We start from the raw sequence: 19,329 nt of genomic DNA, 5'->3' as shown, positions 1-19,329 counted from the left end.
CGAATTGGCGCTAAGCTGATCACTCGAAACGCGATCTGGACGCTGTGACATGAAAACCCAACTCCCGCTGGCCCTGCTGGCCTGGCTGGCCGCCCCGCTGATCGCCTGTGCCCAGCCGGCGCGTCCCCAGGTGCAGCAGGCCGAGCTCGTCGCCACCTATCCGCATGACGAAGCCGCCTTCACCCAGGGCCTGTTCATCCATGACGGCGTCTTGTTCGAGAGCACGGGTCAGGTCGGGCAGTCCAGCCTGCGCCGCGTCGAGCTGGAATCCGGCAATGTCGTGCAGCAAGTCGATATCAACCCGCCCGTTTTCGGCGAGGGCAGCGCCCGGATTGGCGACGCGATCTATATGCTCAGCTGGCTGTCGCAGACAGGTATGGTGTTTGACGCTGACAGTTTCGAATTGATCGACCAGTTCAGCTATGCCGGGGAAGGCTGGGGCCTGACGACGGACGGCACGCGCCTCATCCTCAGCGACGGCTCGCCGCAATTGCGTTTTCTTGACCCGGAAACCATGGAATTGACCGGCACGCTCGACGTCACGCTCAACGGACGTCCGGTCCGGCGGATCAATGAGCTGGAATGGGTCGGGACCGAAATCTGGGCCAATATCTGGCAGACCAGCAGTATCGTACGCATCGATCCGCAAACCGGCATTGTCACCGGCCTTGTCGACCTGACAGGCTTGCTCCCCGCCGGCCTGGCCGATCCGCGCGATGCGGTCGCCAATGGCATTGCCTGGAATCGTGAGACCGGCCAGATCTATGTGACGGGCAAGCTATGGCCGGTCCTGTATGAGATCCGCCTGCCCGACAGCGCGGAATAGACGCTACCAGGCGCCGATTTCCATCAGCCTGGCCCGGAGCTCGTCGGGAAGCCCTGCACCGCCCTCACCGGGGCCTGAGAGGTCACGCGGGGCATCTTCGGCCTTGAGATAGCGCCAGCCCTGAAATGGCCGCTTCGGCGACGGCGCTGTCCGGATGACTTGCGGCGACATGATGATGGCGCAGCGCTTGATCCCGTCCTCACCCTGGACCTGTTCCAGCGCGATGATCTCGGACCGGCATTGCACCGCGCCATTGATGACCCAGTAGAGCGAACCGCCGGCCTCGACCTCATCCTTGCGCGACGGCATCATGCGCGTCACATGCATCGTGACTTCCGGCTCACCGGCCGCGCGCCGCGCCGCCATTTCGCGCTGGATCGAAGCCTCGAGCTGATCGACTTCCTTCACGCCAACACAGAGTTTTATCAGGTGGATCGCCATGCCCGGGATCTAAGGTGAATCCACACCCCGGTCAAAGGCTTGCGCATGAATGCTTGCTAATGGCTCCGGACAGCCAGATGCTGTGCACACGATCAACTTCAGGCCAAGAAACGTCCATGCAACCCTCCGCACAGCGCGGTCTGACGCGCTTCGCCCGCCATCTTTTCACGGCATTACTGCTGGCCCAGCTTATCCTGCCGCTCTTCTTCACACTGCAGATCGCACTGGTCTGGGCAGGTGCGGACGCTTTTACCGTAGACCCCGAACGTGTCCGGGTGATGGTCCAGGAAACGCCGCTGCCCGCCATCATCGCGCCGATCCTGCGCTGCGGGCTGATCACCGCCATGCTGTACACGCACCACCGCGCACCGCGTTGGACCCTGTCCCTGCTGGTGAGCAGCATCCTGGTTCACATCATTGGCTGGACGTCGATTATCGGCAATCCCTACTTCGATGCACCAACGGGCTATGTCACGCTGACAATCGGATCGGCCTTGCTCATCCTGCTCATGCTCAATCCGGCGCTGCAAAAACCCCGGACCTGATGCCGGCAGCTAGAGCATTTTCATTGAATTCGAGGTCAATGAGAATGCTCTAGTTTTTTTGTATTTTCGCATTTTCGAACCGCAAAACCGGTTCCCACTTTTTGTGAAAATGCTCTAGGCGGCCTGCCGGTCGATAAAGCCGTCAGGTGCGGCCGGGTCGATGTCGAAGGTCGTCTCGCTCTTGGGCATCGGCCTGTCCGGCGCGCCGAAATATTTGAGTTGCAACTTCACCGCCGCCGTCAATGCCTGTTTGGCCAGCGCAACCAGCCCGTCAGTCCGGGTCGATTTCGGCACCCAGCCCAATCGGCGGCGCAGCACACCATTCGCGTACAGCACGGCATTCTGCCGGCGTGATCTGGCGGTCGAGATCTCGAACGGGACCGAGACATTGATCCCCGACTGGTTCTCGATCCGGTGCGGGGCGTGCAGCGGCCAATTGACGGCCATGCCGGGATGCAGGTCGAGGGTGAAGGCATCCTTGTCCCAGGCCGGGTTGAAGGGGATGTCCTCGGTCTTGTCATGATGCAGCATCGCCTCGACATCATCGGTATTGAGATAAGGCAGTTTGGGCGGATAGACGCGGAAACGCTTCACGCCGCGCATATGCCAAAGCATGGTTTCCGAGGCATCCGAATGCAGAAAGACCTGCGCAGACGGCGAGGAAATCAGGATACCGGCCTCGGCCATGAAGGGCTTGAAGCCGGGACTGGCGCGCTTCATGTCGGCCAGCATGGCCTCGAAAATGGGCCGGTATTGCGCGTCCAGATCCATGGCATGGCGCAGATTGAGCCACAGCTTGCCGCGACGCACCGCATCAATCAATTCCATGCCCGACAACGCACCGGGATCGCCGGCGCGCCAGCTGTCATGGTCGGTGGCGTCATCGCCCATGGTGCAGAAATCGATCAGCTCGCGCGGATGCCGTTCGATCAACGCGGCCAGTGCCATGTCCGAAAACAGGTGATGCTCGTGGTAATTATGGCGGACGGTGACCGGCTCGCTACGGAATTTCTGCCGCGCCTCGACTGACCAATTGCTGGAAAATCGCTCCATGAAAGTGTCACGCATTGAACCGGCTCCCTCTGCTCTGTCTCTTGATGAGCAGGATTGATGCCAGTTTCGCCTCAGGCGGGAATTCAGTCCGCTGCAGCGTCCAATTCGTGCAGCAGGACCAGAATATCGCCCTCGGAAACCTGGGCGCCAGCCTCGACCCGCACTTCGGCGAGGCTGCCATCGCGCGGCGCCACAAGCGCATGTTCCATTTTCATCGCCTCAAGCACGACCAGCGCCTGCCCTTTGACAACATCAGCGCCAGCGCTCACATGCACCGCCAGGACCTTGCCCGGCATCGGCGCCTTGATTGTATCGCCCGCTTCCAGCGCATCGACAGCCGCGTCAGGGTGGGACAGCGCGAAGAAGCTGGTGCGCCCGCGGGACGAGACAAGACAGCCCTGCTCCATCGGCTCAAACTCGGCCGTGACCCCCTCACCGCCGCAATCGGCGGCAAACAGGTAGCCCTCATCGAGCGCCTCGATCTCCAGCCCCTCGAGCTGCAGGCTTTCGCCGCCGGCCCGGACATGCAGCCGGTCGCCCTCGATCTGAAGCGAGACATCGACCAGATTGCCATCGAGCTCAAAGCGGTGCGAAATACGCGGCGTGGCATTCATCCGCCAGCCATCGGCGACGTCGAACGGATCGGACAGATCCGCCAGGAGCGGCCGCAAATCCAGCGCGCCGAGCACGGCAAATCCGGCATCGGCCAGATCGAGGGCAGACGGCACCAGCGCGTCGATATGCGTCTCGATGAAGCCGGTATTCAGCCGCGCTTCGAGGAAATCAGGATGCAACACGGCCCGGCGCAGGAAGCCCGCATTGGTCTTCACCGGCCAGACCACAAGCGTATCGAGCATGCCGGCCAGCCGCAGCGCCGCCTCATGCCGGCTCTCGCCGTGGGCGACCAGCTTGGCGATCATCGGATCATAATGGAGCGAGACTTCACCGCCCTCTTCGACCCCGGTCTCGACGCGTTCGTCATGACTGTCGCCGGGCAGGCTCAGCCGGTGCAGCATACCGATCGAGGGGAGGAAGCCATTGACCGGGTCCTCGGCATAGAGCCGCGCCTCGATCGCATGGCCGTGCAGGCCGATCATGTCCTGTTCCGGGACTGAACCACCGGCCGCGACTTTCAGCTGCAGCTCGACCAGATCGAGCCCCGTGATCATCTCCGTCACCGGATGCTCGACCTGCAGCCGCGTATTCATCTCCATGAAGAAGAAGCCGTCCTCGCGCAGCGGGCCCGACCCGTCGACAATGAATTCCACTGTCCCGGCGCCAACATAGTCGACAGCCTTGGCCGCATTGATTGCAGCCGAACACATGGCGGTGCGCACGGCGGGCGTCATGCCCGGCGCCGGCGCTTCCTCGATCACCTTCTGGTGTCGGCGCTGGAGCGAGCAGTCGCGCTCATACATGTGCACGACACGGCCGCGGCTATCGCCGAAAACCTGGACTTCGATATGGCGCGGATTGGTGATGAATTTCTCGATCAGCACCCGGTCATCGCCGAAGCTCTTGGACGCCTCGCGCTTGCAGCTCTCAAGATCGGCGAGGAAGTCCGCCGCGCGCTCGACCTTGCGCATGCCCTTGCCGCCGCCGCCAGCCACAGCCTTGATCAGGACCGGATAGCCGATGTCGTCTGCGGCATCCCTGAGATGGTCCGGGTCCTGGTTCTCGCCGTGATAGCCGGGCGTGACCGGCACACCGGCGGTCTCCATCAAGGCCTTGGCTCGGTCCTTCAGCCCCATGGCGCGGATCGAGGCCGCTGACGGGCCGACGAAAATGATACCCTTTTCCGCGCAGGCATCGGCAAAGTCGGCATTCTCCGACAGGAAACCATAGCCGGGATGGATGGCGTCGGCGCCAGTTTGCGCCGCGGCCGCGAGGATTTTGTCGGCACGCAGATAGCTGTCCGCCGCGGGCGCCGGGCCGATCAGAACCGCTTCGTCAGCCATGCGGACATGCAAGGCGTCGGCATCGGCTTCGGAATAGACAGCGACACAGCGAATCCCCATCGCCTGCGCCGTGCGCATGATTCGACAGGCGATCTCGCCACGATTGGCGATCAGGAGCGTTTTGATCATGGTCGATCCAATTCGGGGTTGGCGGGTTTTGGCCGGTATTGCACAGCTGCGACCAGCACGAAACTGATGATCATCAGAAGATACCACGAGCCGAGCTTGGCCAGCGAGACCATGTGCCAGCCCGCCTCCTGACCCGGATAGGCCCAGGCGCGGGCGAACGTGCCGAGATTCTCGGCGAACCAGATGAAGAGCGCCACCAGAAGGAAGCCGACCACAAGCGGCATGGGCCGGTGGGCCGCATCGGGACGGAACCAGATGACGCAGCGGCCATAGATGATCCCGGTCGCGAGGAAGAGGAAGAGGCGGAAATCCGGCCCGAAGTGATGGGCGAAGAAATTCACGTAAACCGCGACAGCCAAAGCGATTTGCCAGGACATCTTCGGAAAGCGGTCGAAGCGGAAATCGAAAATGCGCCAGACCCGCGCAATATAGGATCCGACCGCCGCATACATGAATCCGGTGAAGAGCGGCACGCCGGCAATGCGCAGCAGGCTGGCCTCGGGATATTCCCAGCTGCCGGCATAGGTCTTGAAAATCTCCATCACCGTCCCGACGACATGGAAGACGGCGATCACCTTCGCTTCCTCCCAGGTTTCCAGCCGCGTCGCGATCAGCATGATCTGGATCGAGAGCGCCGCCAGGGTCAGGAAGTCATAGCGCGCCAGTGCCCAGCCTTGCGGGTACCAGAGATAGGTCCCCAGCAGCAGGGCCAGCATCAAGCCGCCGAACAGACAGGCCCACGCCTGCTTGATTCCAAAAGCGACGAATTCGAACACGCCCTGGGTCCAGGGCCCGCGCACAAACCAGCGCCGCAACGCCTCACGGCGGGCATGCAGGAACGCACGCGGATCGGCTAGCGGGAACACCCGGCGAGCGCTTCTATTCGGCCCAGCTCGGCTTGCGGCGTTCGAGGAAGGCAACAAGGCCCTCGCGGCCCTCTTCGGAGACGCGGCGCTTGGCAATCGCCTTGGCGGTGTGAACAGCCAGCCCGTGATCGATCTCGCGTCCGGCGACATCATCAACCAATTGCTTGGCATCGGCGACGGCGCCGGGAGCCGTGGCGAAAGCGAGTTTGGCGAGATGCTCTTCCATCTGCGTCATCTCTTCCATATTCGCGACGACATATTGGGCCAGGCCCATATGATAGGCAAAATTGCCATCAAAGCTCTCGCCCGAGACAAACAGGGCCCGGGCCCATTTCGGGCCGATCGCGCGGATCACATAGGGCGAGATCGTCGCCGGCGTCAGGCCGAGCCGGACTTCAGAGAAGCGGATCTTGGCATCCGCCATCACCACACCGACATCACAGGCCGCCAGCAGGCCGGCACCGCCGCCCATGGCAGCGCCCTGCACCAGCGCCACGGTCATTTGCGGCAGGTCGTAGAGACGTTTGAGCATGGTGGCGAGGGCCATCGCGTCCTGCTCGTTATCGATCTCGTCGAAATGGGCTGCCGATTGCATCCATTCCAGGTCGGCGCCGGCGGAGAAGCTCGGCCCGGCCCCGCGCAGCAACACCATGCGGACATTGCCCGGATTGGCGCGCAGGGTCTCGAAGATTTCCGACAGCGCCGCAATCACCTCGGCATTGAAGGCATTATGCTTCTCGGGACGGTTGATCGTGACCACGGCCACACCGGCAGGGCTGACATCAAGCAGGACGACTGCGTCGCTCATCGGATTTCCTCATTGCGAAACTGACCCACCAGACTTAGCCCCGGCGCGGGCGCGGGCCAAGGGGCGGATTGCCGCTGCTTCGCTGAACGCGCACAAAAAAGGGCCACCGGCACGAATGCCGGCAGCCCCAATTTCTACCCGTCATCCTGCCGGCATCAGTCGCCGCGGAAAATCAGGCCTTTGAGAATGGACAGAATGATGATGCCCACGAAATAGCCGATCGCCAGGGCGCCCAGATACAACAGGTAATCCATCTGCGTGAATTGCGAGATGAAAGCGTTGATATCAAAGCTTTCGCCACCACCGCCGCGGACCATCGGCATCACGACATCGACGATCACGTGAATGACCACACCGACCACCGTGAAAATGATGATCCCGCCAATTTCGCGCATCAGCAGTGCCAGCACGAGTGCAATCACGCCAAGCTGGATGCCCAGCGCCATCCAGTTAACGGCCGCGCCGTCACCTGCATACGCCAGAAGCCCCGGCATGAAAAAGTCGAGACCTTGATTAAAATAGCCGATCACCGGCTCCATGAATTCCATATTGCGTTCCCCTCCGCCATGAATGACGACGCTTACCTTACCCCAAGACGCGCCCATTAGGCTAACGATGTTCACAATTTTACGATTTGGAAAGCCTCTTCCCCTCTCAGGGGAATTCTATCAGCCTTTCAGCACAACCCGTTTGACCATAAACATAATACCGATCACGACCAGAAAGCCCGCGAACAAGAGCAATAGATAGTGCCAGTAGGCGGCATCCAGCACCGGCGGCAGCCTGAATACGGCCTGGTCGAACAGGACCGGGCGCAGGGCATCGACCACGACATTCGCCACCACGGCCCCGAGGACCATCACCAGCAGACGCGCCCAGCGCGTCATCAGGACGGTTGCGATCAAGGCTATAACGAGCCCCTGCAAGGCATTGACCTCGGCAAACCCCTCGCGGGCATATATCAGAACCGTCTGGAAAAACTCTGCCATATCAATCCCCCCGGGCTTGGCGTGCTGCATTCCGGGGGAAGACTACAGGCACGGGACCGGTCTTGTCACGACAATGCTGGCGGGATGATGGCCCGCCTGAAGAGCCCTTCAATCAGAGCGTTCAACCTCGACCATGACTTCATTGCGCCGGAAAGGCCCCAGCGTCCAGGGCGGGTTGTAATAGGCATATTGCAGCTCGCCGATCACCCGATAGTCATGGGCGGCGAGAAATTCGAGCAATTCAGCCTGCTTCTCCACCATGTCCGCGTCACGGGCGCGTCCGGAAAACCGGATCGCCGCCATCCGGCGTGCCGGAATTTCGACCAGGCGAACCTCGGCATTGTCCGGCACGGGCAAAGTCTCCATCGTCCATTGTGCGGGCATGATGAAGGCAATGCGCCAGACGCCATCCTCGGAGACTTCCTGGGTAACCGGTGCGGTCATGGCAATGCGCTGCGACGCTGACTGGATAACCGGCGTCGTCATCGCGATCTGTTCGGCTCCGTCCTGGTCGCGAGACTGGTTGCCGCCGAAAATATAGCCTGCCAGAGGCCGGAAGCCGGCATTGACGGCGCCGCGCCGGTCGCCTTCAACCTCGACATGCGCCTCAATCACCGCGTCGTAATCGCGGATCTCGATCGCCCCCTCGGAGCGAATCACGGTGTGGGCCGGCTCATCGGCAGCGGACGCCGCCGAGGCAGTCCCCAAACTCAGCAGCGCGGAAATCATCAAATATCGCATCCGTTCAAACTCCATGTGTCTGAAGGGATACGCCCGTGCCACCGCAGCGGATCAGTCTGGCCTGCGAGGCGTCAACGGGCCCGCAGCCCCATTGTGCGCACCCGGGCGAGCATCTTCGACCGCCCCTTGGCCCCCGTCGCCCCGACCATGCCCAAAATCGTGTGCCGCACGGGCTTGAAGCCGACCATGCGGAAAATGCCCCGCTTGACGGCTTTCACGCTATGGGCTCCGAAGATGAAACGATAGGCGAGGCCGGGCATGCCCATGGTGACAATCAGGCGGACCGATTTGCCCGTCATCTTCCGGACCGGCATCTGATTGGCCTCACCTGACGTCTCCGCCATAAATCCGTCGCGGCTGACTTGCTCGAGGAAAGCCTTCCCGATCGCGGGCATAGACCCCACCCAGAGCGGATAGATGAATACGATATGGTCCGCCGCGGCGATCTTGGCGCGCTCGGCAATGATCGCGTCGCCCGGCGGGCGGCCGAACTCGGCGGCATTGCGCAGAAACTCGATCGGCAGTTTGGCAATATCGATCCGGCTGACCGTGTGATCGCCCTCGCCGGCCCCGTGGGCATAGGCATCGGCCAGCGCCTCGACGAAATGCCCCTTGGCCGGATCAGGATGACCATTGATGACGCAAACGGTTTTGGGCATGGGCGTGTCTCCTCGCCCACACTCTAGCAAAGCCGGCCGGTTTCACCGGCGTGGCACGGAGCCGCAGCCAGCGCAGCCTACATCCGGAACAGGCCGAATGTGGTCTTCTCGATCGGTGCATTGAGCGCTGCCGACAGGGCGAGCCCGAGCACACGGCGGGTGTCGGACGGGGCGATAATGCCGTCATCCCACATTCGCGCGGTGGAGAAATAGGGATTGCCCTCGGCCTCATAGCTCTCGCGGATCGGCGCCTTGAAAGCCGCCTCATCCTCGAGCGGCCAGTCCTCACCGCGATGCTCCATCGAATCGCGTTTGACGGTCGCCAGCACGGCGGCAGCCTGTTCGCCGCCCATCACCGAAATGCGGGCATTGGGCCACATGAAGAGAAAGCGTGGACTATAGGCCCGGCCACACATGCCGTAATTGCCGGCGCCATAGGAACCGCCAATGATGATGGTGAATTTCGGTCCCTTGAAGGTCGACACGGCCGTGACCAGCTTGGCGCCATCCTTGGCGATCCCGCCATGCTCGGCCTTGGAGCCGACCATGAAGCCGGTGATATTTTGCAGGAAGACCAGCGGAATGCCGCGCTGCGCACAGAGCTCGATGAAATGCGCACCCTTTTGCGCGCTTTCCGAGAACAGGATCCCATTATTGGCGATGATACCGACAGGCATGCCGTAGAGCCGGGCAAAGCCGGTCACCAGGGTCTCGCCATAGAGTTTCTTGAATTCGTCGAACACCGAGCCATCGACCAGGCGGGCAATCACTTCGCGCACATCATAGGGCGCCCGGATATCAGCGGGGATGACGCCATCGAGCTCGGCCGGATCCAGCGCCGGTTCACAAGGTTCGGACAGATCGAGGTCAATTGTCTTGGTCGAATTGAGATTGGCGACGATCCGGCGACAGATATGCAGGGCGTGTTCGTCATTGGCGGCATAGTGGTCAGCAACGCCGGAAGTGCGGCAATGGACATCGGCCCCGCCGAGGTCCTCGGCCGAGATCACTTCGCCCGTCGCAGCCTTCACCAGTGGTGGTCCTGCCAGGAAGATAGTGCCCTGCTCGCGCACGATAATACTCTCGTCCGACATGGCCGGCACATAGGCACCGCCCGCGGTGCACGACCCCATCACAACGGCGATCTGGGGAATGCCCATCGCCGACATATTGGCCTGGTTGTAGAAAATCCGGCCGAAATGCTCGCGATCCGGGAAGACATCGGCCTGGTGCGGCAGATTGGCGCCGCCGCTATCGACCAGATAGACGCAGGGCAGCCGGTTCTGCATCGCGATTTCCTGGGCGCGCAAATGCTTTTTCACCGTCATCGGGTAGTAGGCGCCGCCCTTGATGGTCGGGTCATTGCAGACAATCATCACTTCACGGCCGGAGACGCGGCCGATGCCGGCAATCATCCCGGCGCCATGAACATTGCCCTCATACATGCCATTGGCGGCCAGGGCTCCGATTTCGAGAAGCGGTGAACCCGGATCAAGCAGGCGTTCGACGCGTTCCCGGGGCAAGAGCTTGCCGCGCGAGGTGTGCTTGTCCCGCGAACGCGCCGAACCGCCGATTGCTGCCTCGGCCGTTTTGGCCTGCAGCTGGTCCAGCAGGGCCTGCATCGCGGTGGCATTATCGCGGAAGGCCTGCGAGTCGGTATCGATGGCCGTTGTCAATTGGGTCATGAAAAGCCTCGACATGTCGCGGATGGGTCTCGCTGCTTACCCTGCCTGACCGCATCAAGGCAATCACCCGTGCATCCAAATTGCCCGCCCCGGGCATCACAGGTCCGAGCAATCACAAACACGGGACCCAGCCATGCTTCGTCACACCGCAATCCTCTTCATGGCCCTGGCCATGAGCTCCGCAGCCCTGGCGCAGAATCCACCGGCCAATGAACCCGTGGCCCCACCTGCGATCATGGTGCTGGGCACGTTTCACTTCACCGGCGGCGGCAGCGATTACGTCAATTCTCCCGTCGTCGACTACCTGAGCCCGGAACGGCAGGCCGAGATCGCCACCGTCCTCGACCGTCTCGAAACCTTCGCTCCGACCCGGATTCTCGTCGAGCTGCCCCCCGAACACGAGTCGGAATTCAACGCGACCTACCGGCGATACCGAGCTGGCGAAGGCGCGCTCGCCGTCAATGAACGACAGCAAATCGGCCTGGCACTCGCCGCACGGCTGGACCTGGATCAGGTCTATGCCGTTGATTACGCGAGCGAGATGGATTTTGGCGGCATGTTTGCCGCGGCCGAGGCGGCCGGCCAGGATGACCTTCTCGCCGGGTTCAACGCTTTCATGGCCCCGATCCAGGCGCAGTTGGAATCGCCGGACCAGGCGGCACGTCCGGTACTGGACCGGCTGATCGAGACCAATTCAGCCGAGATGGCCGGTTATCACGCGCTCTACCTTCTGACCGCCCAGATGGGGGCAGCCGACAATCCTGTCGGCGCCGAGCAGATGCAGGTCTGGTGGGGCCGCAATCTGCACATCTTCGCCAATATCGCCCGGCTCGCCGGGCCGGGCGAACGGGTCCTGGTCGTCTATGGCGCCGGTCATAAATACCTGCTCGACCAATTCATCGATTCGGCGCCGAATCTCGAGCTGATCGATCCGCTGGCCTATCTGGACTGACCGCGCCCCACCCATCGCCCGATCACTCCCCAGCGACCGGGCAATATCGTCCGGCCCTTGCCTGCCTTGGCAAGGGCCGGACGTGCATATGATAATCCTTCAGCGCTCCACGATCAGCCTTGGAGCGCGCTCGATTTCATCATAGTCTGGCAACCATAAGATGGCTTGAAACCATCAATGTCGGCACTTTAACTTCTGATTCAGGGGTGGAGCGCAGGCTTCAGGAACAAAGATTTCTGACCGCCAAAAACACTCAGGGCCGGATAACACTCAGGGCCGGATAACACTCAGGGAGGTGTCCATGGTTTCGCGTTTTGCACTGGCTGCCGCCATGTCGATACTGGCCTCAGGCGCCACTTCGGCCCAGGCCCTGCAGGATTCGCAGTCCTGGACGACGCGCATCGGGGAAACGGGCGATTCGGCCCTGCTGCGCTGGCACTTCTCCAGTGAGGAAGCGGCACCGGCAATTGGCCTTCTCCCCAGCACCCCGATCCTGGAAACCGATATCACCACACTGACCGGGCAAGTCGACTTCTTCCCGTTTGGCGATGAATTCTACCTGTCGGCTGGCGCCGTGCGCCCGCTCTATGGCAATGCCGTTCCGGCCTGGACCCAACAGGCTGGAAGCCCCGCCTGGGCCGGTTTTCCGCACGCCGAATTGACAGAGGACCTGCGCGAGACCGGGCTGGAAAAACTGACGAGCTATCTCGGTGCCGGCATCACCGTACGCAATCTCGACCAGTGGAGCCTGACCGTCGAGGGCGGTGCCTATTTCCAGGACCGCGGCCGCGACCGGTTGCAGATCCTCGACCAGGATACCGGCGAGACCATGACCCTGCTCGACGATCTCGACAATATGGACCGCCAGGCCGTCGGCGAGACGCAGGCACGTTCATTCCGTCCGGTGGCCCATCTGGTGATTCGCCGTCGCTTCTGATCGCGACGTGAATTCCACCGCCGCGGGTTAAGCCCCGCAATTTCGAGCTTTGCGCTGGGTGCCAGTCCATGATTTCCTGCGAATCATCCATTGTGCGGGCCTGACAACCCGTTTGAAGATTCGCCCGACACCTCATGGCACTCACCCTCTCCTTCCTGCCCTTCCTGAAGCGCGTCGAGAAATCCGCCCTCAATGCGGTTGAGGCCGAGGTTGAATGGTTCTGCCTTCCGGCCGGACAAATGCTGTTCCGCGAAGGCGATCCGGCCGATGCATTCTATCTGGTGCGATCGGGCGCGCTGGCAGCGTTTCGCGGCGGGGCGCTCGGGCGACCCAATCTGATCGGCTATATCCGTGCCGGCGAGCCAGTCGGCGAAATGTCACTGCTCGACGAAAGCCCGCATAGTGCCAGCGTCTACGCCCTGCGCGATACCGAGCTGGTGCGCCTGCCCAAGGCAAGCTTCGACAAGCTGACCCGTAAACATGCCAGCCTGATGCGCGAGCTGGCCCGGATGATGCTGGCCCGCCTGCGTGGCACCCAGCGCAATGTCGCCGCAGAGCCCCGGGTATTCGCGCTGATCAGCAGCTCGCCAACGATTGACCTGGCCTACCGGGCCGCCGAGTTGAAGGAAGCGCTCGCCCGGCTGGGCAAGACGTGTGTCATTTGTGACGACAGCCACGCGGAATGGAGCGGCAGCCGCCTCGAAGCGCTCGAGACGCGCCACGACATTGTGCTGCTGACCGCACGCCTGGGCGATCCGGTCTGGGCCCGGCGTGCGATGGGCCGGGCGGACCGGATCTGGCTCCTGGCGCGCTCCGATGCGCGCCCCTCCACGCCGCTCCTGCCCGATGATCCCTCACCTGCTGCCAAGCTCAAGCTGATCGATATCGTCATGCTGCACTTCGGCGGCACCACAGCGGCATCGCGCCCGCAGGAATGGGCTTCGGCGTCTGACGCGGCACGGGTTTTCCACTGGCGTCAGGAGCATGACCGCATTGATGCAGACCGGCTTGCACGCACGCTGACCGGCCAGTCGGTTGGCCTGATCATCTCGGGCGGGGGCGCGCGGGCCTATGCCCATATCGGTGCGATCCGCGCCCTGCGCGAAGCGGGCATGAAGTTTGACTTCGTCGGCGGCGCCTCAATGGGCGGTATTATTGCCGCCGGGATCGGGCTGGACTGGAATGATGACGAGCTCGAGGACCGGATCCGCCGCGCCTTCGTTGATTCCAACCCGCTGGATGACTGGAATCTCCCGGTCATCTCCCTGGCCAGGGGCCGCAAGGTCAATGCCCGTCTGAAAGAGCATTTCGGCGATGCCGAGATTGCCGACATGGTGCGGCCCTTCTTCTGCCTGTCCTCGAATCTCGCCACCGGCCGGCCTTTCGTGCACCGCAGCGGCCTGGTCCGCGAAGCCCTGCGGGCGACCGTCGCAATCCCCGGCCTGCTGCCGCCGGTGGTCCAGGACGGGCAAATCCTGGTCGATGGCGCCGTTTTCACCAATTTCCCGGCCCGCGAGATGCGCGCTTTCCATCGCGGCTCGGTGGTCGGCGTCGATGTCAGCCGCGCCCAGGGGCTCGATCCGGCGGATTTCATCGACCCGCCCAATTTCTTCAACTGGGTTCGAAAGAACGGGTTCAAATCCCTGCCGCCCATTGCCTCCTTGCTGATGCGTGCGGCGACGGTCGGTGTTGCCGATGACCGCGACACCGGACGTGAGGCGGCCGATCTGCTGATCCTGCCGGAAACCACGGTCGATCTGCGCGACTGGGCCCGCTATGACGAATCGCTGGAAGCGGGTTTCGAGGCAGCCCAGGGCATGCTCGCGGGATTGAGCGATGACATGCGTGCCCGGCTTGGCCTGCCCGCGCGCGTCGGCTAGTCGCCGGTCTCAGTAAGGCGGGCCTTCCAGCCAGCTGAGCAGGAGAAGCGTGCGCCGCGCAGCATAGTCCCGATGACAACCGGCACTCACCAGCGGCTGCATCGAGCCGCCCTCATAGGCCGAGGCGGCAAAGTCGCAATCGGCATCGCGCAGGGCCATCCAGGCCCGCTGGGCTTCACGCAGGCCGGCATCGCGAGGGGCTTCGAGCCGTTGCATATAGGCGCCATAAGCGGTGTTGAGCCGGTCATCCCAGGCTTCATATTCGCCGACCGTACAGCGGATCATGCCGGCATTGGTCTCACCGTCACCGCTCAGCCTCATACAGGTATTGGCGTATTGGCCGATGCATTCGGTTTCACGCGCAGCAAGATCGGGATAACGGCCCAGGCAGGCCTCGATCGTGTTGACTGCAGAGAGCATGGGCATGGACTGGACGTCCGGCGCTTCCGATTTCTGCGCATCGCCGCAGGCGGACAAGCCAATCGACAGACTGGCAGCAAGCATCAAGATGCGCATGAAGACCCTCATCGCAACAACGAGGTCACGACCCTAGCGCCATTCCCCTGCCCCGGTCCAGCGCAGCGCCGGGCCGAAATCAGGCGCTCTCGTTGAACAATTCGCGTCCGATCAGCCAGCGCCGGATTTCCGATGTGCCGGCTCCGATTTCGTAGAGCTTGGCATCGCGCAGCAAGCGGCCCGTCGGATATTCATTGATATAGCCATTGCCGCCCAGCAGCTGAATCGCATCGAGTGCCATCCGGGTCGCGGCTTCGGCGGCGTAGAGAATGGCACCGGCGGCGTCCTTGCGGGTCGTCAGGCCACGATCGCAAGCCTTCGCCACGGCATAGACATAGGAACGCGCGGCATTCATCTGCACATACATGTCCGCCAGCTTGCCCTGGACGAGCTGGAAGGAGCCAATCGATTCGCCGAACTGCTTGCGCTCGCGCACATAGGGCATCACCACATCCATACAGGCCTGCATGATGCCGATCGGGCCAGCCGACAGCACGGCGCGCTCATAATCGAGCCCGGACATCAGGATCTTGGCACCGCCATTGAGCGGCCCCATCACATTCTCTTCCGGGATTTCGCAATCCTCGAACACCAGCTCGCCGGTTTCCGAACCCCGCATCCCCAGCTTGTCGAGTTTCTGGGCGACGGAGAAGCCCTTGAAATCGCGCTCGACCAGGAAGGCGGAAATCCCGCGTGAGCCGGCGCTCATATCCGTCTTGGCATAGACAACGAGCGTATCGGCGGCCGGCGCATTGGTGATCCACATCTTGCTGCCATTGAGCACATAGCGATCACCACGCTTTTCCGCCTTCAGCCGCATGGAGATGACATCGGACCCGGCGCCCGGTTCCGACATGGCCAGCGCACCGACATGCTGTCCGGAGATCAGCTTGGGCAGATAGCGCGCCTTTTGCTCTGGATTGCCCCAGCGGCGCAGCTGGTTGACACAGAGATTGGAATGGGCGCCATAGCTCAAGCCGACCGAGGCCGAGGCGCGGCTGATCTCTTCCATCGCCACGACATGTTCGAGATAGCCCAGACCGGTGCCGCCATCGTCCTCCGGCACCGTGATGCCGAGCAGGCCGAGAGCGCCCATTTTCTCCCACAAATCAGCAGGAAACACGTCGGACTGGTCGATTTCGGCCGCCCGCGGCGCAATCTCGTCAGACGCAAAGGAACGGACGGTGTCGCGGATCATGTCCGCCGTTTCACCGAGGTCGAAGTCGAGGGAAGGATATTGATTGGAGATCATGCCCAGCGACATAGCACTCAGGCCGGGGCCGTCAAGATCGCAGCCTGCCCATTCCGGCCTAGCTCGCGCGGCGGCGTCGGCGCTTGGCCGCCAGTACCGATACCAGCATCCAGCCCGCAGTGACGGCCAGGAAGGCGCCGCCCACCGCTGCCAGCACACCCCAGGTTGGATCGCGCTCGACCCAGACCCGCGGCCAGTCGCCATATATATCCAGCACCCCGGCGCCGGTAACGACCAGACCGGCAATCAGCGTGACCACGAAGCCCCAGCCATCTTCTTCACGCGACGGCGTCGCAGGCTTGCTCTCGATATACATGTCTGTGTCACCCACCAGATCGCTCGGCGACAGGGCGTCATCATCATCGCCACCGCTGGCATCAGCCGGTTGCGACAGGCCCGCCAGCTCATCGATATGGGCAATCCCCCGTTCGTCGGCGCGGGACTGGCCGCCCTCGCCGGCAATATCGCCGACGGCGCCATTGCTCGATGCGGGTGTGTCCGCTGGATGCGGTGGCGGCGAGCCTTGCCCCGAAACCGCCAGCGTGCGCTCGACGATCGCCGCTGCAGCAAGGGCCGGGTCGGCACCCCCAGCATCAGCGACTTCTTCGGCGGCAGCCGGGGACACTGATTCCGGCTCGTGCTCTGCTTCCTGCTCGGCGTCTGACTCGGGCACGGCATCTGGCACGGCCTCGTGCTCGGCCTCAGGCTCATCGGCCTGCTGATCGTCGGCCGGCGCGGTGACCTCAGTCACGGCTTCGGCCGCATCGCTGTCCGGCTCTACTACGTCATCGTCCGCAGACAGGTCGGCCTGCGCCGCTGCGGTCTCAGCCTGGTCTTCGCTTGGCAGCACCAGCGAAGCGGAAATCGTGCGGACAAAGACATAACCCAGCGTGACACCGGCTGGCAGGGCGTCGTCCTGCGCTGCCGTGTCTGCCTGAGCGCTCTGCCGTCCGGAGATTTCAATTTCAACCTGGGCAATTTCCTGCGACATGCGCGCAATCACCTGGGCCGAAGCCGGCGCCGGGCTGTCCGCAGGTTCAGCAGCGGATCCGTTCTCCTCGGCCTCAAGCGGCTCGGGCAGACGCGGTTCCGGCACAATGATGCCCTGCCGGGTCTCGTCGTCGGGTTCATCGACCTGTTCGGCTGTCGGCCCTGTATTCTGGTCTGTCTCAGTCTCAGCCTCAGCGTCTGGCTCAACGTCTGCTTCAGTCTCAATGTGAGCTTCAGCCGCCGGCTCTGGCTCCGGCTCGGGCTCTGGCGCAAGTGCCGGTTTGGCGATGGCCTCCGCGTCCGGCATGGCTTCGGGTTCGGGCGCAGAATCGGGGCGCACGGCCTCTGACGCATCCGCCTCGTCCTCGTGCGGCATGGCACCGACCGTCGCGAGGATGCGGGCAATTTCCTGTTCTGCTTCACGGCGAGCGGCGAGCTGACGGCTCAGAACCGGCGGCGCCGGCGGCGGCATGATCGAACCGGGCAAGGCCGGGCGCGTGGCCGGCGCGGCCGCTGCGGCCGACTGATCTGCTTCGTCGGCATGCTCGACCTTGATGACGACATCGACCATGGCCGGCTTGCGCGCGGCACGGCCCTCCGGGGCGAGCCCGGCCAGTATCATGGCGCTTTCAGCTTCGCGGCGAGCCGAATTGCTCTCGCCATAGCTGGCGAGCGCCTCGGCGGCGGCCTCGACGCGGCCCTCAAACATATAGCGGGCGACATCGGAATTGCGGAATGCGGCCGCTCCGATGTCATGAACAAAGGAGGTCAGCGCGTCGCGCTGAAAATCGGGAAGCCGGGCCGGAAAAATCTCGTCCACCGCGGCTTCGGCCTGCATGACATCATAGATCAGAAGCAGGGCTGCATCATCGCGCGACACGCGCACACCCTCGCGGGCAGCGGCGCGGTGCCCGAAGCCGACACGCCAGCGTCCGTCACTGCCCTGGGCAGCAAGTTCACGATAGGGCTCGAACCGCTGAATCAGTGCGCGGGCCGCCGGAGAGGATTTTATTTGCGGTTTCATCGTGTCCTGTTTCGAGACCCGTCGCTGCATCAATACAGAGCGACTGCAAGCCCGGTGCCGGACGGCTTAGCTGGCCTCATTGAGGAAGACATCCGTCGTATCCATCGCGGTAAAGGGGGCAAAAAACCCACCGCCACTTCCGCCGCCGATCAGATAGATACCGCCCTCGAGGACAGCCGCATCGGCCGCCGTGCGCGGTGTCGGAAGATCAGGCTCGCTGCGCCAGCCCGGCTCACCGGGCTGCCAGGAGGCATGCCGCCGCAGCGTCAGTCTTTGCTCGCCGTCAGTGCCGGTACCGCCCAGCACGTGCAGGCGGCCATGATGGGCCACTGCGGCAATACCCGTACTGGCGCCGGGCAGGTCGGGCCCCGCCGTCCAGGCATCAGCTTCCAGATCATAAATATCGACGCGGGCTGAAAGCTCGCCGCTCAGCGAGCCGCCAATGACATAGATATGATCACCGAATGCGACGATCGCGGCGCCGCGCCGGGTGAGGTCATCGGGGATCTCGATGGTTTCCCAGCTACGGCCCTCGGGATCGAAAACATAGATACTGTTATCATCGCGCGTGCCGCCGATCGCGTAGAGCCTGTCGTTATAGGCCAGCATCGAGAAATCCGCCTTGGGCCCCGGCATGGCGGCTTCGCTCTGCCAGATGCCACCCTCAGGCGACCAGGACCACATCGAGGCGGTTGGCTCGACACCCAGTTCGCCGGGCGCGTAACCGCCAGCGGCATAAATGCGGCCAGCGACCGCTGCCATGCCGAACCGCTCCAGCCCGCGCGGCAATGCCGTTGCGGGCATCCAGCGATTGAGTTCGGGTTCGAAAACTTCAAATTCGGCACGCGGCGACGTCAGTCCGGCACCGCCCGCGGCATAGAGCCGCCCGTCCAGCACCGCCACAGCCAGGCCGGCGCGCGGCACATCAAGACGGGCCGCCGATTCCCAGCGCCCCTGGCCCTGGCCTTGCCCCTGACCTTGGGCCATGGCTGCGGGCGTCCACAACAGGGCCGCAACCGCAAGCAAATTGATCAAATGCACCATTACACCACCAATATTCCGCCCGGCACCCGGACCG

At 63.0% G+C, this 19,329-nt stretch carries 19 protein-coding genes; 5 read left to right on the top strand and 14 right to left on the bottom strand.

What is annotated here, in order from left to right:
• The first annotated feature begins 49 nt into the window (after positions 1-49).
• The gene (locus ACN0YJ_RS09105) at positions 50-826 is read left to right on the top strand and encodes a glutaminyl-peptide cyclotransferase (protein ID WP_417477071.1); all 777 of its coding nucleotides are present in this window, start codon (positions 50-52) and stop codon (positions 824-826) included.
• Positions 827-829: 3 nt separating this feature from the next.
• Here ACN0YJ_RS09105 and ACN0YJ_RS09100 read toward each other — a convergent pair whose 3' ends face one another.
• Positions 830-1,267, bottom strand: coding sequence for a DUF1489 family protein (locus ACN0YJ_RS09100; RefSeq protein WP_417477070.1), 438 nt, complete (start codon positions 1,265-1,267; stop codon positions 830-832).
• 116 nt (positions 1,268-1,383) lie between these two features.
• Between ACN0YJ_RS09100 and ACN0YJ_RS09095 the strand changes: the two genes are divergently transcribed.
• Complete coding sequence (locus ACN0YJ_RS09095) at positions 1,384-1,812, top strand: hypothetical protein (protein WP_417495997.1); 429 nt, start codon at positions 1,384-1,386, stop codon at positions 1,810-1,812.
• Between the two features lie 114 nt (positions 1,813-1,926).
• On the opposite strand, the gene ACN0YJ_RS09090 is transcribed toward ACN0YJ_RS09095, so the two are convergent.
• The 9 genes from ACN0YJ_RS09090 to ACN0YJ_RS09050 form a co-directional block, all read right to left on the bottom strand.
• The gene (locus ACN0YJ_RS09090; protein ID WP_417477068.1) at positions 1,927-2,880 is read right to left on the bottom strand and encodes a hypothetical protein; all 954 of its coding nucleotides are present in this window, start codon (positions 2,878-2,880) and stop codon (positions 1,927-1,929) included.
• Positions 2,881-2,948: 68 nt separating this feature from the next.
• Positions 2,949-4,952 carry an acetyl/propionyl/methylcrotonyl-CoA carboxylase subunit alpha gene (locus ACN0YJ_RS09085; protein WP_417495996.1) on the bottom strand — a complete coding sequence of 668 codons (2,004 nt, stop codon included), beginning with the start codon at positions 4,950-4,952 and terminating at the stop codon, positions 2,949-2,951.
• Positions 4,949-5,752 (bottom strand): DUF817 domain-containing protein, encoded by an 804-nt coding sequence (locus tag ACN0YJ_RS09080; RefSeq protein WP_417496006.1) that lies wholly within the window; start codon positions 5,750-5,752, stop codon positions 4,949-4,951. Before ACN0YJ_RS09080 ends, ACN0YJ_RS09085 begins: the two co-directional genes overlap by 4 nt.
• Before the next feature lie 79 nt (positions 5,753-5,831).
• Positions 5,832-6,626 carry an enoyl-CoA hydratase-related protein gene (locus tag ACN0YJ_RS09075; RefSeq protein ID WP_417477066.1) on the bottom strand — a complete coding sequence of 265 codons (795 nt, stop codon included), beginning with the start codon at positions 6,624-6,626 and terminating at the stop codon, positions 5,832-5,834.
• A gap of 155 nt (positions 6,627-6,781) precedes the next feature.
• Entirely contained in the window at positions 6,782-7,174 is a 393-nt protein-coding gene (locus ACN0YJ_RS09070) for a hypothetical protein (RefSeq protein WP_417477065.1), read from the bottom strand.
• 120 nt (positions 7,175-7,294) lie between these two features.
• Positions 7,295-7,615 (bottom strand): hypothetical protein, encoded by a 321-nt coding sequence (locus tag ACN0YJ_RS09065; protein ID WP_417477064.1) that lies wholly within the window; start codon positions 7,613-7,615, stop codon positions 7,295-7,297.
• Positions 7,616-7,723: 108 nt separating this feature from the next.
• Positions 7,724-8,356 (bottom strand): SOUL family heme-binding protein, encoded by a 633-nt coding sequence (locus ACN0YJ_RS09060; RefSeq protein WP_417495995.1) that lies wholly within the window; start codon positions 8,354-8,356, stop codon positions 7,724-7,726.
• A gap of 71 nt (positions 8,357-8,427) precedes the next feature.
• Positions 8,428-9,015 (bottom strand): NAD(P)H-dependent oxidoreductase, encoded by a 588-nt coding sequence (locus ACN0YJ_RS09055; RefSeq protein WP_417495994.1) that lies wholly within the window; start codon positions 9,013-9,015, stop codon positions 8,428-8,430.
• 77 nt (positions 9,016-9,092) lie between these two features.
• Positions 9,093-10,700: a carboxyl transferase domain-containing protein gene (locus ACN0YJ_RS09050; RefSeq protein WP_417495993.1), complete on the bottom strand. Its 1,608-nt coding sequence runs from the start codon at positions 10,698-10,700 to the stop codon at positions 9,093-9,095.
• 133 nt (positions 10,701-10,833) lie between these two features.
• On the opposite strand from ACN0YJ_RS09050, the gene ACN0YJ_RS09045 reads away from it, so the two are divergent.
• The 3 genes from ACN0YJ_RS09045 (at position 10,834) to ACN0YJ_RS09035 (ending at position 14,469) form a co-directional block, all read left to right on the top strand.
• Complete coding sequence (locus ACN0YJ_RS09045; protein WP_417495992.1) at positions 10,834-11,652, top strand: DUF5694 domain-containing protein; 819 nt, start codon at positions 10,834-10,836, stop codon at positions 11,650-11,652.
• 301 nt (positions 11,653-11,953) lie between these two features.
• Positions 11,954-12,589: a hypothetical protein gene (locus ACN0YJ_RS09040; protein WP_417477059.1), complete on the top strand. Its 636-nt coding sequence runs from the start codon at positions 11,954-11,956 to the stop codon at positions 12,587-12,589.
• Positions 12,590-12,723: 134 nt separating this feature from the next.
• The gene (locus ACN0YJ_RS09035) at positions 12,724-14,469 is read left to right on the top strand and encodes a patatin-like phospholipase family protein (RefSeq protein ID WP_417495991.1); all 1,746 of its coding nucleotides are present in this window, start codon (positions 12,724-12,726) and stop codon (positions 14,467-14,469) included.
• Between the two features lie 9 nt (positions 14,470-14,478).
• Here ACN0YJ_RS09035 and ACN0YJ_RS09030 read toward each other — a convergent pair whose 3' ends face one another.
• The 4 genes from ACN0YJ_RS09030 to ACN0YJ_RS09015 form a co-directional block, all read right to left on the bottom strand.
• Positions 14,479-14,985 carry a lysozyme inhibitor LprI family protein gene (locus ACN0YJ_RS09030; protein WP_417477057.1) on the bottom strand — a complete coding sequence of 169 codons (507 nt, stop codon included), beginning with the start codon at positions 14,983-14,985 and terminating at the stop codon, positions 14,479-14,481.
• A 79-nt stretch (positions 14,986-15,064) separates the two neighbouring features.
• The gene (locus ACN0YJ_RS09025) at positions 15,065-16,237 is read right to left on the bottom strand and encodes an isovaleryl-CoA dehydrogenase (protein WP_417495990.1); all 1,173 of its coding nucleotides are present in this window, start codon (positions 16,235-16,237) and stop codon (positions 15,065-15,067) included.
• A 58-nt stretch (positions 16,238-16,295) separates the two neighbouring features.
• Positions 16,296-18,251 carry a glycoside hydrolase family protein gene (locus ACN0YJ_RS09020; RefSeq protein ID WP_417495989.1) on the bottom strand — a complete coding sequence of 652 codons (1,956 nt, stop codon included), beginning with the start codon at positions 18,249-18,251 and terminating at the stop codon, positions 16,296-16,298.
• A 66-nt stretch (positions 18,252-18,317) separates the two neighbouring features.
• A complete protein-coding gene (locus tag ACN0YJ_RS09015; protein WP_417477054.1) occupies positions 18,318-19,295 on the bottom strand; it encodes a Kelch repeat-containing protein in 978 nt (325 codons plus the stop codon).
• Positions 19,296-19,329 lie beyond the last annotated feature (34 nt).

The sequence above is a fragment of the Maricaulis sp. genome (assembly GCF_048270095.1).
Lineage (GTDB): Bacteria > Pseudomonadota > Alphaproteobacteria > Caulobacterales > Maricaulaceae > Maricaulis.
This window is presented reverse-complemented; position numbering and strand designations above follow the sequence as displayed.

Bases quoted from the DNA above. Each gene is read 5' to 3' on its own strand.
- ACN0YJ_RS09105 (WP_417477071.1), top strand. From the start codon at position 50: ATGAAAACCCAACTCCCGCTGGCCCTGCTGGCCTGGCTGGCCGCCCCG.
- ACN0YJ_RS09100 (WP_417477070.1), bottom strand. From the start codon at position 1,267: ATGGCGATCCACCTGATAAAACTCTGTGTTGGCGTGAAGGAAGTCGAT.
- ACN0YJ_RS09095 (WP_417495997.1), top strand. From the start codon at position 1,384: ATGCAACCCTCCGCACAGCGCGGTCTGACGCGCTTCGCCCGCCATCTT.
- ACN0YJ_RS09090 (WP_417477068.1), bottom strand. From the start codon at position 2,880: ATGCGTGACACTTTCATGGAGCGATTTTCCAGCAATTGGTCAGTCGAG.
- ACN0YJ_RS09085 (WP_417495996.1), bottom strand. From the start codon at position 4,952: ATGATCAAAACGCTCCTGATCGCCAATCGTGGCGAGATCGCCTGTCGA.
- ACN0YJ_RS09075 (WP_417477066.1), bottom strand. From the start codon at position 6,626: ATGAGCGACGCAGTCGTCCTGCTTGATGTCAGCCCTGCCGGTGTGGCC.
- ACN0YJ_RS09070 (WP_417477065.1), bottom strand. From the start codon at position 7,174: ATGGAATTCATGGAGCCGGTGATCGGCTATTTTAATCAAGGTCTCGAC.
- ACN0YJ_RS09065 (WP_417477064.1), bottom strand. From the start codon at position 7,615: ATGGCAGAGTTTTTCCAGACGGTTCTGATATATGCCCGCGAGGGGTTT.
- ACN0YJ_RS09060 (WP_417495995.1), bottom strand. From the start codon at position 8,356: ATGCGATATTTGATGATTTCCGCGCTGCTGAGTTTGGGGACTGCCTCG.
- ACN0YJ_RS09055 (WP_417495994.1), bottom strand. From the start codon at position 9,015: ATGCCCAAAACCGTTTGCGTCATCAATGGTCATCCTGATCCGGCCAAG.
- ACN0YJ_RS09050 (WP_417495993.1), bottom strand. From the start codon at position 10,700: ATGACCCAATTGACAACGGCCATCGATACCGACTCGCAGGCCTTCCGC.
- ACN0YJ_RS09045 (WP_417495992.1), top strand. From the start codon at position 10,834: ATGCTTCGTCACACCGCAATCCTCTTCATGGCCCTGGCCATGAGCTCC.
- ACN0YJ_RS09040 (WP_417477059.1), top strand. From the start codon at position 11,954: ATGGTTTCGCGTTTTGCACTGGCTGCCGCCATGTCGATACTGGCCTCA.
- ACN0YJ_RS09035 (WP_417495991.1), top strand. From the start codon at position 12,724: ATGGCACTCACCCTCTCCTTCCTGCCCTTCCTGAAGCGCGTCGAGAAA.
- ACN0YJ_RS09030 (WP_417477057.1), bottom strand. From the start codon at position 14,985: ATGCGCATCTTGATGCTTGCTGCCAGTCTGTCGATTGGCTTGTCCGCC.
- ACN0YJ_RS09025 (WP_417495990.1), bottom strand. From the start codon at position 16,237: ATGATCTCCAATCAATATCCTTCCCTCGACTTCGACCTCGGTGAAACG.
- ACN0YJ_RS09020 (WP_417495989.1), bottom strand. From the start codon at position 18,251: ATGAAACCGCAAATAAAATCCTCTCCGGCGGCCCGCGCACTGATTCAG.
- ACN0YJ_RS09015 (WP_417477054.1), bottom strand. From the start codon at position 19,295: ATGGTGCATTTGATCAATTTGCTTGCGGTTGCGGCCCTGTTGTGGACG.